This window comes from Mucilaginibacter sp. 22184, from assembly GCF_052045695.1.
GTDB lineage: Bacteria > Bacteroidota > Bacteroidia > Sphingobacteriales > Sphingobacteriaceae > Mucilaginibacter.
In genome coordinates this window covers 39,686-55,824 of the sequence record NZ_JBQEPI010000006.1, presented here as the reverse complement: position 1 = coordinate 55,824, position 16,139 = coordinate 39,686, and the positions used below count along the sequence as shown (strand labels likewise).

At 39.9% G+C, this 16,139-nt stretch carries 12 protein-coding genes; 9 read left to right on the top strand and 3 right to left on the bottom strand.

Going from position 1 to position 16,139, the window contains the following annotated elements; genetic code table 11:
* Nucleotides 1-109: 109 nt before the first annotated feature.
* The 7 genes from ACTJKG_RS14290 (at nucleotide 110) to ACTJKG_RS14260 (ending at nucleotide 8,180) form a co-directional block, all read left to right on the top strand.
* A complete protein-coding gene (locus tag ACTJKG_RS14290) occupies nucleotides 110-934 on the top strand; it encodes a hypothetical protein (protein ID WP_440739609.1) in 825 nt (274 codons plus the stop codon).
* A gap of 106 nt (nucleotides 935-1,040) precedes the next feature.
* Entirely contained in the window at nucleotides 1,041-2,288 is a 1,248-nt protein-coding gene (locus tag ACTJKG_RS14285; RefSeq protein WP_440739608.1) for an MFS transporter, read from the top strand.
* Between the two features lie 3 nt (nucleotides 2,289-2,291).
* A complete protein-coding gene (locus ACTJKG_RS14280) occupies nucleotides 2,292-3,569 on the top strand; it encodes an arsenic transporter (RefSeq protein WP_253952153.1) in 1,278 nt (425 codons plus the stop codon).
* 502 nt (nucleotides 3,570-4,071) lie between these two features.
* The gene (locus tag ACTJKG_RS14275) at nucleotides 4,072-4,626 is read left to right on the top strand and encodes a YciE/YciF ferroxidase family protein (protein WP_440739607.1); all 555 of its coding nucleotides are present in this window, start codon (nucleotides 4,072-4,074) and stop codon (nucleotides 4,624-4,626) included.
* A gap of 75 nt (nucleotides 4,627-4,701) precedes the next feature.
* Nucleotides 4,702-5,151, top strand: a complete 450-nt coding sequence (locus tag ACTJKG_RS14270) for a ferritin-like domain-containing protein (RefSeq protein ID WP_440739606.1) — start codon at nucleotides 4,702-4,704, stop codon at nucleotides 5,149-5,151.
* A gap of 434 nt (nucleotides 5,152-5,585) precedes the next feature.
* The gene (locus tag ACTJKG_RS14265; protein ID WP_440739605.1) at nucleotides 5,586-6,887 is read left to right on the top strand and encodes a paraquat-inducible protein A; all 1,302 of its coding nucleotides are present in this window, start codon (nucleotides 5,586-5,588) and stop codon (nucleotides 6,885-6,887) included.
* Complete coding sequence (locus tag ACTJKG_RS14260) at nucleotides 6,888-8,180, top strand: paraquat-inducible protein A (RefSeq protein WP_440739604.1); 1,293 nt, start codon at nucleotides 6,888-6,890, stop codon at nucleotides 8,178-8,180.
* A gap of 163 nt (nucleotides 8,181-8,343) precedes the next feature.
* Here the strand turns inward: ACTJKG_RS14260 and ACTJKG_RS14255 are convergent, their stop codons facing one another.
* Nucleotides 8,344-8,796: a xanthine dehydrogenase family protein molybdopterin-binding subunit gene (locus ACTJKG_RS14255; protein WP_253952168.1), complete on the bottom strand. Its 453-nt coding sequence runs from the start codon at nucleotides 8,794-8,796 to the stop codon at nucleotides 8,344-8,346.
* Nucleotides 8,797-9,009: 213 nt separating this feature from the next.
* Between ACTJKG_RS14255 and ACTJKG_RS14250 the strand changes: the two genes are divergently transcribed.
* A complete protein-coding gene (locus ACTJKG_RS14250) occupies nucleotides 9,010-9,378 on the top strand; it encodes a hypothetical protein (protein WP_172333715.1) in 369 nt (122 codons plus the stop codon).
* A 305-nt stretch (nucleotides 9,379-9,683) separates the two neighbouring features.
* The gene (locus ACTJKG_RS14245; RefSeq protein ID WP_172333714.1) at nucleotides 9,684-10,127 is read left to right on the top strand and encodes an RNA polymerase sigma factor; all 444 of its coding nucleotides are present in this window, start codon (nucleotides 9,684-9,686) and stop codon (nucleotides 10,125-10,127) included.
* 594 nt (nucleotides 10,128-10,721) lie between these two features.
* Here ACTJKG_RS14245 and ACTJKG_RS14240 read toward each other — a convergent pair.
* Nucleotides 10,722-14,348, bottom strand: coding sequence for a YobI family P-loop NTPase (locus ACTJKG_RS14240; RefSeq protein WP_440739603.1), 3,627 nt, complete (start codon nucleotides 14,346-14,348; stop codon nucleotides 10,722-10,724).
* A gap of 857 nt (nucleotides 14,349-15,205) precedes the next feature.
* Nucleotides 15,206-16,117 carry a helix-turn-helix domain-containing protein gene (locus ACTJKG_RS14235; protein ID WP_440739602.1) on the bottom strand — a complete coding sequence of 304 codons (912 nt, stop codon included), beginning with the start codon at nucleotides 16,115-16,117 and terminating at the stop codon, nucleotides 15,206-15,208.
* Between the last annotated feature and the right edge of the window lie 22 nt (nucleotides 16,118-16,139).

Genomic DNA, 16,139 nt, shown 5'->3' with positions numbered 1-16,139 from the left:
AAAATATTACTAATTTTAGTGCCATTCATCATAACCTGTAAAGCTTCTGATAATGGATTTTCAAACAAATCAATCATTAAGCCTGCGGTTACATCATACTTGTTTCTATATGAAAAGATACGTTTTATTATTCCTGTTACTCAGCTCATTTTCTGTGTATGCTCAAAATACCATCAACAATTATAAATATGTTGTAGTGCCTGAGAAGTTTAGCTTTCTGAAACAAAAAGATCAGTATGGGTTAAACACTCTGACCAAAGGTCTTTTAGCAGAGAAAGGCTTTACTGTTTATTTTGATAATGCAGAATTGCCAAGTGAAATAGCAAATAATAAATGCCAGGCACTGAATGTTGACCTGTTAGAAAAAAATACCATGTTTACTACCAGTGTTACGCTTTTATTAAAAGATTGCCAGGGTAATATAGTTTTTAAGTGCAAAGAGGGTAAAAGCCGAGAAAAGGAATACCGGGTTTCTTATAATCTGGCCCTAAGAGAATCCTTTACATCATTAGATGCAGTATCATATGCTTATAACGGTGGCGTTAATACACCAGTGACACAGTCAACAGCTACCACAGCTGCTCCTTCCTTAACGGCTGTAAACACAACTACCCAGCCAGCAATTGCTACATCACCTGCAGTTGTTTCAACTGTTGCTGCAACTGCTAATGCAACTACCGCAGCAAAACCGGCACAAGCAGAAACAAATCAGCCCACCGGAACTTTATATGCCCAGGCTATAGCCAACGGATATCAATTAATTGATACTACACCCAAAATAGTTTTAACCCTTACTAAAACTTCAGTTCAGGATTATTTTATAGCAAGCAATGGAACTTCTAACGGCGTGGTACTAAAAAAGAACGATAGCTGGTTCTTTGAATACTATAAAGATGGCAAGCTTGTTTCAGAAAAACTGCTGGTTAAATTTTAGCCCATCTTAATTGAAGAACACTTCATAAGGGGAATAGCCATCGATGTTTTGTTTAATATAATTTAAACCCAAACATTGATGATCAAATGCTGTTGAAACTTGCAGCATGAACAAACAGTCCTCCCTCTATATTGATAAAAAAGTTATTCCGGCACTCCAGTCCCTTAATTTTTTTATGGCTGATATGCAGGCCGGTATTGGCCCTTTCTTGGGTATATTTTTATTAGCCCATGGATGGAAAAGCGGTTTAATAGGCTTTGTAATGACCATAGGCGGCGTTGCCGGCATGTTAATGACTGCGCCTGCAGGTGCACTGATCGATGCGACAAAACGTAAGCGCATGTACGTTGTTATCCCTGGTGTTTTTACCATTATTGCTTCCGGAGTAATTTTAATATCTCAAAATTTCTGGCTGATAAGTATATCTCAGGTAGCTACCGCTATAGCAGGAGCGGCAATTGGGCCTGCAGTAATTGGCATTACACTGGGTATTGTAAAACAATCCGGGTTCAATCGTCAAAATGGCTATAATCAGGCTTTTAACCATGCAGGTAATGTAGTAGGGGCCGGATTATCGGGTTATTTGGGTATGAAGTTTGGCATGCCTGCAGTGTTTGGACTCGCAGCCATCTTCGGAATGTTATCTATTATATCTATATCGTTGATACCTGCTAAAACAATTGATAATGATGCCGCCCGGGGTTTAAGAAAGGAAACAGCAATGGCTGAAAAAGCCAGTGGCCTTAAAACCCTGCTTACTTGCAAACCTCTTTTAATCCTCGCCGGGGCGCTTGCGGCATTCCATTTAGGCAATGGGGCAATGCTGCCTCTCTACGGAATGGCGGCTGCGGTAAACAATCAGGGAAATCCTATTATGTTTGTAGCTATGACTATTGTTATTGCACAATTATCCATGATTGGAATGTCGGTGATAGCGATGCGAATGGCAGCTAAAAACGGTTATTGGTTAGTAATGTTAATCTCTTTTTTAGCGCTTCCGGTTCGCGGTTTTATCGCGGCCCATATGATTAGTCATGTGGGGTTATATCCGGTACAAATACTGGATGGCGTTGGCGCAGGTTTACAAAGTGTGGCAGTACCAGGTCTGGTGGCTCATATTTTGAATGGTACGGGGCGTATAAATATTGGACAGGGCGCTGTAATGACTATCCAGGGACTTGGCGCCTCGCTTAGCCCTGCCATAGGTGGATGGATAGCTCAAAGTATGAACTTTAGCGCGGCTTTCCTGGTTTTGGGGAGTTTTGCGGTAATGTCTATATTTTTATGGCTGATGTTCTCTAAAATAATAAGAAAGGCTTGTGTTGTTAAACCTGTTATTGCAGCCAGCCTTTAAAACATGATTACATTTGTCGGCAAAACACACGCTCTTATGGCTCATTATATTATCTGGATTGTTACTTTTTTAGCTATATCGGGCGTTATTATCCGACCATTTAAAATACCGGAAGCTGTTTGGGCTGTATCTGGTGCTGTTCTGCTGGTTGTACTACAGCTCATTTCACCCGCGGATGCTTTTTTAGGAATTACCAAAGGTACCGACGTTTATTTGTTTTTAATGGGTATGATGCTATTAGCCGAAACAGCCCGGGAGGAAAAACTTTTTGACTGGCTGGCTGCCCATGCCACGCAGATGGCTAAAGGATCATCAACCCGCCTTTTTTTTTTAATTTACCTGGTTGGCATTGTTGTTACCACGTTTTTATCCAATGATGCTACGGCTGTGGTATTAACACCTGCAGTAGCTGCTGCGGTAAAGGCGGCTAAGGTTCAAAAGCCACTTCCTTATCTTTTAATTTGCGCCTTCATTGCCAACGCCGCTTCTTTTGTGCTGCCCATATCAAATCCTGCCAACCTGGTTATTTACGGAGATCATATGCCGCCATTACTACTGTGGCTGTCACAATATATTATACCTTCGATAGTTGCTATAGGCATAACATATCTGATGCTTTACTTGACTCAGCGAAACGCCCTAAAGCAGAAAATTGAAACCAATATTCTAATACCCATACTCTCGGAAGGAGGTAGAACAGCGATTTTTGGTATTGTTGGTACTGCTGTGATCCTTCTGGTAGCTTCGGCCTTAAATATTCAGTTGGGATTCCCTACAGCGGTTACTGGAATAATCACCTCAGGTATTGTGATCATCAGGGCCAGGAAAAATCCATGGATAGTTGTAAAAGATGTGTCCTGGAGTGTACTTCCATTGGTAGCGGGACTTTTTGTACTGGTTGAAGCCCTCAGCAAAACGGGTGTAATTCAAGTGTTGAATATTCTGTTGCACCAAAATGCACAAAATGCAGTTAACCAAACCGCCTGGGGAACTGGTATTGTTATTGCCTTTGCCTGCAACCTGATGAATAATTTGCCTGTGGGGCTTATAACGGGTAGCGTTATACAGGGCGGTCATATACCTGACATCATCAAAAGTTCTGCTTTAATCGGTGTCGATTTGGGTCCTAATCTTTCGATAACCGGCTCCCTCGCTACGATCTTATGGCTGGTAGCCCTGCGTAGGGAAGGGCAAAGCGTGAGCGCCTGGGCTTTCCTGAAACTTGGATTTTTGATCATGACCGTAGCGTTATTGTTTACCCTGGCATCGCTATGGATATGATCTTTAAGCTCTAATGTTTATGGGATGAGTTGTATTTACTTTTTCGGCGACAGGATGCCTGGGTAAAGAATACCATCGGTTTTTAACTTAAGGTTGATTAGGGGTGCTATATCTTCCAGCCCCATTAATGGCAATATCGTTCCTGGTTTTATTCCCCGGCCAAACGCTACAAAACCAGTCTGGATTTTCGGGCTGCATGTATCAATACTTCATTTAAATCAACCATCATCATTTGATTTTAAGTTTTACTCATTGCCCCCGTAGCTGAGCAACACCATAAACGGCAAACCATCGGTACTATAGATTTCAATCTTTTCATAAATTTTAATATAGCAGCTTACTGGGCGGGACGGGATTTATTTACTACAAAGAAATGAATCTTAATGTTTGATTATTTAATTAAAAAATAAATAATTTACTAATTGATAAAAAAATAACAACTCAATTAAAACTTTAGTCTGTTATTAAGGTTGTTAAAGAACATCTTATAAAACAACATCCTATGACAACTTTAACAGAAAACAACGGCACAAAGACCACGATTGGCAAAAACGGAAAAATGAAGAACTCAGAATTTCATGAATTCTTTGTAGACGAACTGAAAGATATTTACTGGGCCGAAAAACACCTGGTCAAGGCGTTACCAAAAATGAAAAAGGCGGCTACAAGCCCAGAACTGGCCGCAGCTTTTGATAAGCATACACAGGAGACCCAAACGCATGTAGACACTTTGGAAAAAGTATTTGGATTACTAGGTGAAAAAGCGGTAGCAAAAAAATGTGATGCTATGGCAGGTTTAATTGAAGAAGCTAATGGCATAGTAGAAGATACGGAAGCAGGAACCCTGATTCGCGATGCAGGTCTGATCCTGGCCGCACAAAAAGTGGAGCATTATGAGATCGCTACCTATGGAACACTTAAAGCTTTCGCCGGTAGTATGGGACATACGGAAGTGGCGGCATTATTAGGTCAAACACTGGAAAATGAAAAAACGACGGATCATGCATTGACCGGGCTTGCAGAAACCTCCATCAATGAACAGGCCGTCTCTGAATAGGATCAACCATCGCGCTTAGAGATAATAAGATAATAGATAACATAAATAATGATCAATAATAATTAATAAACACTCATGGAAACTACAGAGAAAACAACCGACATATTAAATGACTTGATTGAGATCAACAATGACCGCGCCGCAGGATTTGAAAAAGCTGCTGCTGATCTGAATGATGAAAACATTGATCTAAAAGCTACTTTCGATCAATTGGCACAGCAGAGCCGTACAAACGTAACCGAACTGGCAGCCGCGGTAGGTAGAAATAATGGCGCCCCGGAAACAGGCACCAGTGTGTCAGGCTCATTACACCGTGCCTGGATCGACGTAAAAGCTTTATTTGGCGGCAGTGATCGTAAAAGCATACTTGAAGAATGTGAACGTGGTGAAGATGCTATAAAAAAAGCTTACCGTGATGCACTGACAGAAACTGAACTGGAGCCAGAAGCTCGTCAGTTAATACAAACTCAGGGACAAAGTATTAACGCAAGTCATGATACGATTAAAGGTTTAAGGGATATGTAAATCCTACAAATCATCAATTTGAGTAAAAGCCGCGTCTTGAACAGTGCGGCTTTTTGAAAAATAAGTAAATATAAATGCCTGAACATGTGCAGTTCAAACTTATTGCGCATAAAGGGTACAATTTTCTTTAAATCCTCGCTATCAGAAAGGTATATTATATAACTATTCTTGGAAAGAGTTTATGGAAACGTTCCATTCCGCGAACCTGTAAATCTTGTCCGAAAAAAAATACAGAAAGAGCAATTAACGTTCCTTTTCATTCATGAAAAGGCAATGGCATGATATTGTATGATAGGTAATTAAACCTAATAGTATGGAACCATTTTTTTCTATTCAGGCATCTTTGCTATTGAAAACGCAAATTGACAATCGCTTTAAAAGCGACGCGGCCGTACGGTATAGTTACAAAAATTAGTCGCCTGATTTATCACATTTTGAAAACACAAAATCTTTTACCAAAACTACTTTTAATCCTGGGTCTTACTGTTTTACTGGGCCTGGAAGGTTTTTTTAGCTGGCGGCTACACGAGCTATCGGCAAAGCAGGAAACCATCAAGCTCGACCATTCCACCGTTAATAATATATCCTACGGTTTATTGTCTGTAGATCAATGGCGCGACGAAGTAGCGGGCATCGTGAACCGGCAGGTAAAACATTTCCAATTGACATCCAAACAAAAAAAGGAGCTGCAGACTGAAGTTGAATCTGTGCTTTACGCCCTCATCAATAAAGCCGAAGCTATGGTGGAGAAAAAACCTCAAAGCCTGGTCGGAAAAATTCGCAAGGCTGCCATAAAAACCTTCGTTAAAACAGATAAGATCAAGGCGCAGGTTCCTGATTTAGCCCGATCTATCATCACCAAGGCAGACAATCCCAACCAAAAGACCAAACTGAGCAACCTGGCGATGGGTAAATTTACCCAGTTGCAGCATACCGAAAGCATAGACAGTACATTGCGGGCCAATCATGCCCTGTTTGATAACATGTACCATAAATATGGGGTTCACTCTAAAGAACAGCTGAATCAAAAACTGGATGGCTTACTACAGGCTGTCCGTGTGGAAATGTACCGTTATTGCTTTTTTATGCTAGCCTGCATACTGGCTGTTCTGGTACTGTGGTGGGTATTGCGTAAGCGTACCGAACTGCACGGCACGCTGTTTATACTTTCGTTATTATTTGCATTTGTATTACTGGCAGTAGGGCTGAGCGCTTCGATGATTGAGGTGGATTGCCGTATTAAAACGCTTGATTTTGTGTTGCTTGGCGAGCACGTTTCCTTTAAAGATCAGGTATTGTTTTACGAAAGTAAGAGCATTTTGGGTGTAGTAGAAGTATTGGTGAAACAACCGGCCATTGATTCTATTGCGGTAGGTATACTTATCCTTTGTTTTAGTATCCTCTTCCCGGTCATGAAACTTAGTTCCACGGGTATCCATTTGCTTAGCAAAAGAAAGCTGGCCGAGAACCGCGTGATCAAATATTTTGCTTTTCAATCCGGAAAATGGAGCATGGCCGATGTTATCGTTATCGCTATATTAATGACTTATATCGGTTTGAACGGCTTGTTAGACAAACAACTCGCTATGCTCAATATTCGCGGTGATGACCTGACGCTCATCACGACCAATAACACGGCATTGCAGCCTGGATATATCATTTTTATCAGCTTTGTATTGTACGGGTTGATCTTATCTACTATTCTGAAATATATAACACCCTATAATGCTCACTAAATGAAGTACACCATTTTAAATATAATTGTACTTATCGGGCTTAGCCTTTTGTTAGGTGGTGCGGTTTATTCGGGCTATCGCCTGGCAGGGGTTTCTGCCGAGCGGGAACAGGTTAAGGAAGATTATAGCTTATCCAATAGTGTTTCATTCGGCTTATTTTCTATAGATCAGTGGCGAGACCGTATTACCGATGTGCTAAGCAGCCAGATACAGGATTTTCATATAACAAAAGCGCAGCAAAAAGATCTGCTGGTGATGGTGGAAAAGCAAATGCATGAACTGATTAGCAAAACCGTAGCTGAGATCAATCAGCCTCAGAAGGGGCTAGGGGGCAAGTTGAAAAAACTGGCCTTCAATACGCTGGTCGACTCGGCCGAATTACAAGCGCAGGTAAAGCCCTTCGCTAAAACCGTTGTTGCTAAAATAAGCAGCCCTGAAAGCGAAAAGCGGCTGAAAAACATTGCCGGAAGCAAGGTTAACCAGTTGACTAAACAGATCTATGACAGTGTTAGTGTAGCCAATTACACTGTTACTAAATATGTGTACAAAAAATATAAGGTATCTAATCCGGTTGCTTTTAACCAGCGTATAGATCAAAGGCTTTCTGCGTTGAAAATACAGCTTATACAATATGTATGTATCATGCTGGGTTGTGTATTATTGGCTCTATTACTGTGGTTTAGTTTGCGAAAGCAGGTGCATATGCAAACGCCATTATTTGTTTTCGCGTTGATTTTTGCCATGGTGATGTTGATAACAGGTAGCCTGCTGCCTGTAATAGAGGTGGATGCGCGTATCCAATCGCTGGATCTGGGGCTGCTAAATGGTAAGGTGGAATTTAAAAACCAGGTGCTGTTTTATCAAAGCAAAAGTATCCTGGGGGTGGTTGAAACATTAATCGCTCAGTCCAAACCAGATGCTATCGTTGTTGGTATACTTATTCTGCTGTTTATCCTCATTCTACCCCTCCTGAGGCTTATCGCCAAAGGGATTTATGTGCTTAGTCCCCAAAAGTTTGGCGGCAATGGCATAGTTCGTTACCTCACATTCGAATTGGGTAAATGGGATATGTCAGATGTAATGATAGTTGGTATGTTAATGACTTATATCGGTTTAAATGGTATTTTAAAAAGCCAGCTGTCGAACCTCAATATTCACAGCGAATCGTTAAATGTAATAACCTCAAATGGAACCTCGTTACAGCCGGGCTATTTTATTTTCGCAGGCTACGTTTTTTTCGCAGCCCTGCTATCTTATATTTTAAAACGTGTTTCACCCCATGATGGGTTATGAATTAATTTCGATAACAAAAGCCCGCAACCCGGCTGTTTTTCCATTCCGAAATTCCCACACGCCGCAGTAAGCATAGTGTTTAATATTACCCTTTTGTCCTTTCGGTGTCAGGCAGCTCCATAGACTTGTATAATCATATTGACTTCCTTCATCGGTCAATACTTCATACTAATTTATCTGGCGTCAATGGCAAGTCTCTTAATCTTTTCCCCGTTGCATTGAATACGGCATTGGCAATCGCTGCTGATACACCTGTGATACCAATCTCCTCGGCACCCCCTGCTCCAATGGGTGAAATATGCGGGTCGGGTTTGCCAATAAAATGCACATCGATTAGCGGAACATCCAGATGAACAGGGATGTGATAATCCGCCAGGGTGCGTACCACCGGGTTGCCCCAAAGTTTATCATATTCTGTCGCTTCCATCAAAGCCGCGCCTATTCCAAAAATTACACTCCCAATGATCTGCGAACACGCCGTCTTTTCATTCATGATGCGGCCCACATCCATTACGCTGGTAAAGCGTTTTACGCGAATTGTTCCAAAATCCTGATCCACCCATACTTCGGCAAACTGCGCGCCGAAAGATTGAAATGTATATTGTTTAACATCCAGTGCAGGTACAAGGATAAATCTTCAACTACAATCGCCCTCAAAAGTTAGCGTATTCCTCTCGATACAGATAAGGTACTATAGAGAATATCTTTAATAAGATGCCCTTCAAGCTTTATCAATAAATATTTTAAAATTATTTCATTTTTATCTGGGCCATAGGTTAGACTCAGCGGTCTATATCTTTTACAAGGAAATTTCAGTGCTTTTCCAATTATGACCAAAGAGCAAATAAAAGCCATATTACTAAAATATGAGTCGGGAACCTGTACAAAAAGTGAAAAGGCCTTGCCCAAAACCTGGTTTTTAAAACAATGGGTAGAAAATCTGCCTACATCCGATGAGGTGGAGGATGATCGTGACGCCATTGGGGCCGCATTGAATAAAAAAGTTCAGCCTCATATCTGCGGCCTTACTTTACCTTGTATTGTTGCTGTAGCCCCGATCATTTTGTGCTTATCCTTCGGCCGTTATTTCGTGTTGCAGAAACCTGTTAAGGCAAAGTGTTTTAGACTAACCAGCACAAGCAATTATAGCGTATTGAGCTCAATGTCAAGCTTTTCAGAAATAAATGCTGTGAAATAGAAAAGGTAAAATATAAAAATAAAACCGAGAGATGAAGGATTTATGCTTTCGGTTCAAAGAGATAATCAAAGGGGAATCTTGATTATAATAGGTTATAATGGTTAAGGAGCCCCGAAGGGGCTCCTTTTTAAGCAATAAGCAACTGGGCTTATCCTGAAACAGTGGCTGGTAGTGTAAAATATCTTCTTAATAGATGTTGTTGGATTTTTAAAGGCGAAAACTGATACGGATAATGAACAAGAATCAGGGATAGTCGGCCTGATGTGCAATTTATTGCTATTTGATTTTTATAAATTATTAATTAGGTGAGGCACAGTTTTTTAACAGACGAAGAATTATTATCTCTCTTAAAGGGTGGCGATCAGTTTGCGTACACCGAAATTTATAACCGACATTATAATGTTGTTTTTCGTTTTGTTCGTAAATACTTAAGATCATCCGAATTGGCCGCCGATATTAGCCAGAATGTTTTTTTAAAATGCTGGGAACAAAGAGAGCAATCTGTACTTATCAGGGAGCCTGCCTCATGGTTGCTTACCATTGCCAAAAGGCAGGCCATCGATTTCCTTAGACGGGCATCGGTAGAACAGACAGCATTAAGCACAATTCTGGCCAGTTATCCAACTCATCAGAATAAAGCAGAAGAGGATCAGTTCAGTCTTGATTATTGCGATTCGAATTTTGAACTACCTGATCCAACTTCACACACATATCCACTAACGTATACATTGTTTTCCTGGTCAACTTAGACAAATAATTCACTTGGTCTTCTTAGATGATGCTCCTGATTAAATATAATAAATTCCTCTACCTTTTTCGGGTTCTTTCGGACCAGAAACGCGGTTTTTATTTTGAACAAAACTGCCACGATTTTGCCACGACCTTTTGAATATTTTTGTTGTTTTTGAGCAATTGATGAAAATAAAAAACCCTGTAAATCACTGATTACAGGGTTTTCCTCATTTTTGATGAAGTATTCAGCGGAGAGCTAGGGTCATGAACCTTAGCTCTTATGTGCTTATTATCAGTAATTTACATTTTAAAAAGTTCCTTACTCTACGAATGACGCATTTAGCAAGTTTACTCTAATTGTTAAGTCAAATATAGTTAATTTTCATGTTTTTCAAAAAATTTCCAATAACTCATTGTTCTTATTTTTTTTTCGTTTTTTAAAAGGTACAAAATGTTGCATTTCAATAAACTACTGATTTATAAATAATTAGATAAAATTTTACTCGACCGAAGTGTTGTCAACATATGCTTCCAATTATTTTAAAAGCAAAATTGAATAGAAAAGGAAAGGCCAAGTCAAAACAGTTGTAAAACAAACTTTAACGCAATTACTACTTGCGTTTCGTGTTGATCACGATTTTGTTTTTTTCGAGTTTGTAGGATGATATAAAATCGGAAGTTTTCAACAATTGGGCGAGGAGTTCATTGATACCGAACTTCTCAAGTGCCGGCCTGTTACCTTTTCCTGCGATCTGCGTATATTTTCCACCCATTTTCAGCAGCGCATCGCCTGTTTGTTCATGATTGAGTTTAGGTAGATAGGAAACCAGCAAAGAAAGTTTTAAATGCTCGGTGGTAGATTTTTCCAACAATCTGATAAACAAATCATAACTAATGGCAAAGCTCTCATTTTCCTCGATAAAACGCAGGATCAGGTCAGCAAGGGCCGGCGTGATTACGGAGATTTCCATTTCCATAATCAAATCGGTTTTTTGTTTTGGGGTTAATACCTTTGAGGCGATCAGTAAATAATAATCGCGGCTGTCAAACATAAAATCTTCTTTTTTGGCGAGATATTTTGCATAATTATTTTCCAGTAGCCGGATATTTTTTCCGTCAAAATGTTCTTTCAGTAGATCATAGTTAGCTTTGGTGGTAGTGATTTTCCTAGCTGCGATTAAAATGTCGACTTTATCAGCTGATAGATTTTCAAATTCCAAAATGTTGTAGACCCAGGGAATGGACTTCACCAGCATTGAATAAGCTTTCTCAGAAAAAGTATTATTTAAAATGATGAATTTGGAAAGCGATGTAACGACTTCCTTTTTATCGCCTTCCGTTGGCCCGATTGGGTCATCTGCTAATAATTCGTAGTTATCGGACTGGTTCAGGTAAATAGTGAGCACTTCATCTGATTTATCTTCGTATACGTAATAAGCGAGCAAATCCTCCCAGTCAGGATGTGCCTTGTTTTCTGTCATCACATAGTTCCACAACAGCGGATCGATTTCGGCTAAACGATAACAGGCTTCCTCTTTAGCAACAATGGCTTGTTTGGTTTGTTCCTCAATGGATTCATGGTTTAGCAGCTGCACTAAAATCGCTTCATCTTCTTTGGTGTTATCCGCTAAAACCAATAAAATGTCATCCAGGTATACATCCAAGTTAGTATTGACATAGTTGATAAGTGGCTGGCAGCCTGAATTTATGATGGTGCTGTAGTTGCGTTTCTGCATTTTTTCAGCCAACTGGTCATCTGGTACGCCCTTTTGTGCAATCATAAACTCCAGCATTCCGGCGCTTAATTCGTAAAGGCTTTGGGTATAAATATAGTCGAATAGTTCACTGGCATCTGGATTGTATCGGATAGCCTTAAATTCAATATTTAATTTTTTTAACAGGTCTTTTTGTTTTTGCAGCAGCTCCCCGGGCGATAGCTGGAAAAGGTAGTCGTCCATTTCATTGATATAATTCGATAGACTGTTTTTCAGGTTCATTTTTTCGATATCTGCCAGGTCTGCATTCCTGACGATTTGCCTGAAATAATTGTCTTTCTTTTCCTTAGTGAGCGGAAACTGCGTGATAATAAATACCCACATCCCCGGCCATATTTTGCCCAGCGCTTTGATTACCTTTGGGATCTGTTTGCCTTTCTCCAGATAATTGTCAAGGAATTTAAAGGAGTTGACCGATTCATTACCGATTTGTTTGATAAGGCTTTCGAATTCTTTTATGTATGTCGCGTTGCTTAATGCCAGAAAGTCCAGTAACTGTGTGTTTAATATTTCTGCCTGCCCGTATTCACCCATTTGGAATTTTTTGAGGATAGGCTCAATTTTTTTGAGCTGAAAATTAAACCCTAGCGACTTATAGGTTTTGACACTAACTACGAAATCCATATCCGTGCGGGTAATCGTACCTTCGTAAAAGTGGGAAATATAGGCGTTGTACATCTCGTCAATGTAACCTCTGCGCAGCAGGTAGCTAAGGAGTTTTTCAGCTTCTACTACTGGTAGTATGGCGTCTTTAGGCTGTTTTTCAATTAATTGTTTCAATGTCCAGTTTCGCATTTGCTGATTTTCAAATTCCAATTGGGTAATCCTGGTTTTTAGTTTATCAATCTCACCATTGATTTTCAGCGTAATAGATTTTTCCCGGGCATCATAGGTCTGCAAGGCGTTTACCTCCTGTTCCAGCATTTTAAAGCTGATTCCTGAGCGCTGGAAATTGTAGTTCGCGCTTGAGGTTTGCAGGTTGGTTTGTACTTTTAGCAAATCAAAATGCTCTTGGGTCAATAATTGCGCGAGGCGGTATTCGTTGTTGTTTAAATAAACATAATTGGCAGACGGAATTTTTTTTTGAATGGCTATAATGTAAGCCGAGCGCAATTCATCAACGCTTTTGGGTAATGCATCTTCGAGTTCCTTTAAACTGTTTAGGTGCGCTGCAATCGTATGCTCGTTGTCCTCAACGAATTTATCGACCGTGGTTTTTTTGTGTTCAAAACTGTCAAATACCAAGCCTTTATTGCTGTTCAGATCGGCAAAGTCGGTAGGGTAAAAGTTTTTGTATACAATAATGGCAAGCAGGTTTTCCTGGTTTAATTCCAGTCCAATTTTCTTTTTGTACAAAATAAACTCATTGTAAATGTTCTTCAGCATCCGCATGTCCTCGATGAACAAAGTGATATCCATAATGAAGGTGTCTTTTAGTTCGCCTTGCATTTCTGCATCCTGGAATTTCTTTAACAGCTTTTCGCCCGAGTTGGACGTGCTGATAATTGGTATAACCGGAATCATAAAATCAAAAAACTTGGTCCGGTTGTTCTCTTTGAATATGTCGTCTTTCAATGCATAGAGGAATACCACTTTTCTTTTGATCTGCGTTGAGCTGTTGATTAGCGTATTGAGTTCCCGCAGTTTGGTAAATATTTCCGGGTCTTGGAAACGATCGAGGTCTTCGATGATTAGCACATTATAATCCGTTTCTTCAAAAAAATAAAGAATTTCATCTAAGTGTTTGTTTAAGATAGAGGTGTCAGTTTCTTCGGATAATTCGAATTCCCCACTTGTCACATTAAGCTTGTGGAATCGGGCGCTACTATAGGTTTTGAATAAACGGATTAAAATGAGTACTGTTCCAATGATAAATACTGCCGCGGCTAAATATAGGATAGGATCATTATGGGTTTTATCAAACTTCGTCCACCAGGAAATGCGGTCAAAAAAACTTGGTTTAAAAATAAATGCCGTTGTGATAATATAAATGATGAAGAAAATCGCAACTGAAGTAAATCGCCATCCGGCGGTGTTCCTGATCCGCCTGAACCGGGAAAAAGGAACGTCTTTAGCGCTAACTTTATAAAATATTTGCTGAAGGATACTGATCTCGATGCGTTTTCTATCATCCAGATCGGTTTTTTTCTCTTCCTCAAATGACGCAAGCGAAACGTTCAGGTATTTGTATTCCGGATATTTTTTTTCAAAAGTTTGGATAATACTGCTTTTGCCGGAACCGTATGGCCCGGTCAGTGCAATATTTTTTACGTTAGGATTTCGTAGCGCCCAAATCAGGTTGCCGGAATATGTATTATCCGGATCGGCATCAAGATTTGGTGTAAGGTCTTCTAAATGAGTAGGGTTTGGATTATAAGCATCCCTAGTAAAACGTTCGTCTAAACTTTTTAAAAACCGTATAACCGCTACCAGTGCTTTACTTATTCTTTCTTGTGATAACATTTTAGGGTAATTGGAATAATACTCAAATATAACTTATTGCTCAAGCATTTAAGTTTATTACGGTATTACTTTCTTATTTCCATGACTGTATTTGTCTTTGTGGGTGCAACACCAATCATCTTGTTACAGGTGCTTCCCTATTGCAACCCTTTTACTTAATGCTGATTTTTGGGACAACCAATCAGGATTGCCTATGAAATGGTTTTACGCATCGCCCCGTAAGGGGTAGTGGTAGCCGATTAACGGGCTAAGCGGGGCTTCATTTTTTTTATTTTGTATATGATGAGAGAGTTGAGTGCGGATTTTTTTACGCAGTTGAAAGCGGAATTGCTTAAGGTTCTAAAATTTAAAATTGAGATATATTGAGTAGGGGTTTTATTAAAACATCTTAACACTTTCTTGTTGAGACTTTAATTATTTTTTTAGGAGAGGGAGATTTTTGAACTTTAAGACAGATGTAGTGACAATCAGTATTTTAATTAATTCAGTTTTGTAACTCTACGAAAAACACTATACGATTTATCCATGCCAGTCGCTGAGATTATTGATCTTTTTTAAAACGATTAAAGCAGATAACTACCTGTGCAACTGGTTTTAACCGTTCTCAAAGGGGGGTGCTAATTTTAAGACATCGCGATAGGCAACAGTCGGTTCATACCGAATATATTCGCCATTAATGAAGCGAATTTTTACTTTTCTTTTTTCTTGTCTTTTCTCTCTTTATAAGCAGGAAAACCACCGATGCTATCATCGAGCTTGCTGTTCCTGAAACTAAGTTTGTAACAGTTCCACCGAATTTACCGTTTGTTGATAATAATAATTAAAAGCAGGCCTATTCAGGAAGCCATTTTCATAAGTCAATTCAGCTGAGTGCGGAATCCTGTAGGCGTTAACCCGGTCACATGACGAAATAACTTACTTAAAGACTGCGGTTGCTCAAATCCAAGCTGATAAGCAATTTCTGAGACTGAGGCATTGGTAGTTAACAACAGCGTCTTACTTTTTTCAATCAATTTATTTTGAATATGCTGGCGGGTGCTGAAGCCTGTATTTGTTCTGAGCATATCACTTAGGTAGTTCGCTGATACATGTAATTTATCGGCGAGTAACTGCACGGTTGGCAAGCCTTTCTGAGCGGCTTCGTTCTTTAAATAAATGTCCAGTTCCTCATCGATCTTAGCTAACAAACCCAGATTTAGCGTACGACGTGTGATAAATTGCCGGTTATAAAACCTTTGCGAATAATGCAGCAGCAACTCGATCTGTGCGATCATGACGTCCTGACTTAGCGCATCGATACGGGCGCTGTACTCAGTATCAATTTCAGCAACAATGCATTCAATTTTTATTCTTTCGTCGTCGGAAAGGTGCAGGGCTTCTGTAAGTTCATAGGAGAAGAAACCGTAATTTTTGATCTTGCTGCCAAGCGGATGCCCCGAAAGGAAGTCCGGGTGGAACATCAGGCAAAAACCTTCTTCCGGGGTGTTTTCACCTGCGGTTTGCGCTAATAGCTGACCGGGTCCAATGAAACACATCATTCCCTCGCTGAAATCATAATGACTATGACCGTAGCGGATCTTACCATTAAAGTTCCTTTTGATCGCAATACTGTAGAACTGCGGGCAAAAATAATCAAGCAACGCATTGTCTTTTTCAGTAATCTGCTCATAGCGATAGATACTGATGAGCGGATGTTTTGGTTTCGGTAAACCTAGCAACGTATGCAGCTCAGTAATAGAATTGATGATATATGGAACCCTATTTTTCATGGAAATCTTAAACAAGATAGAG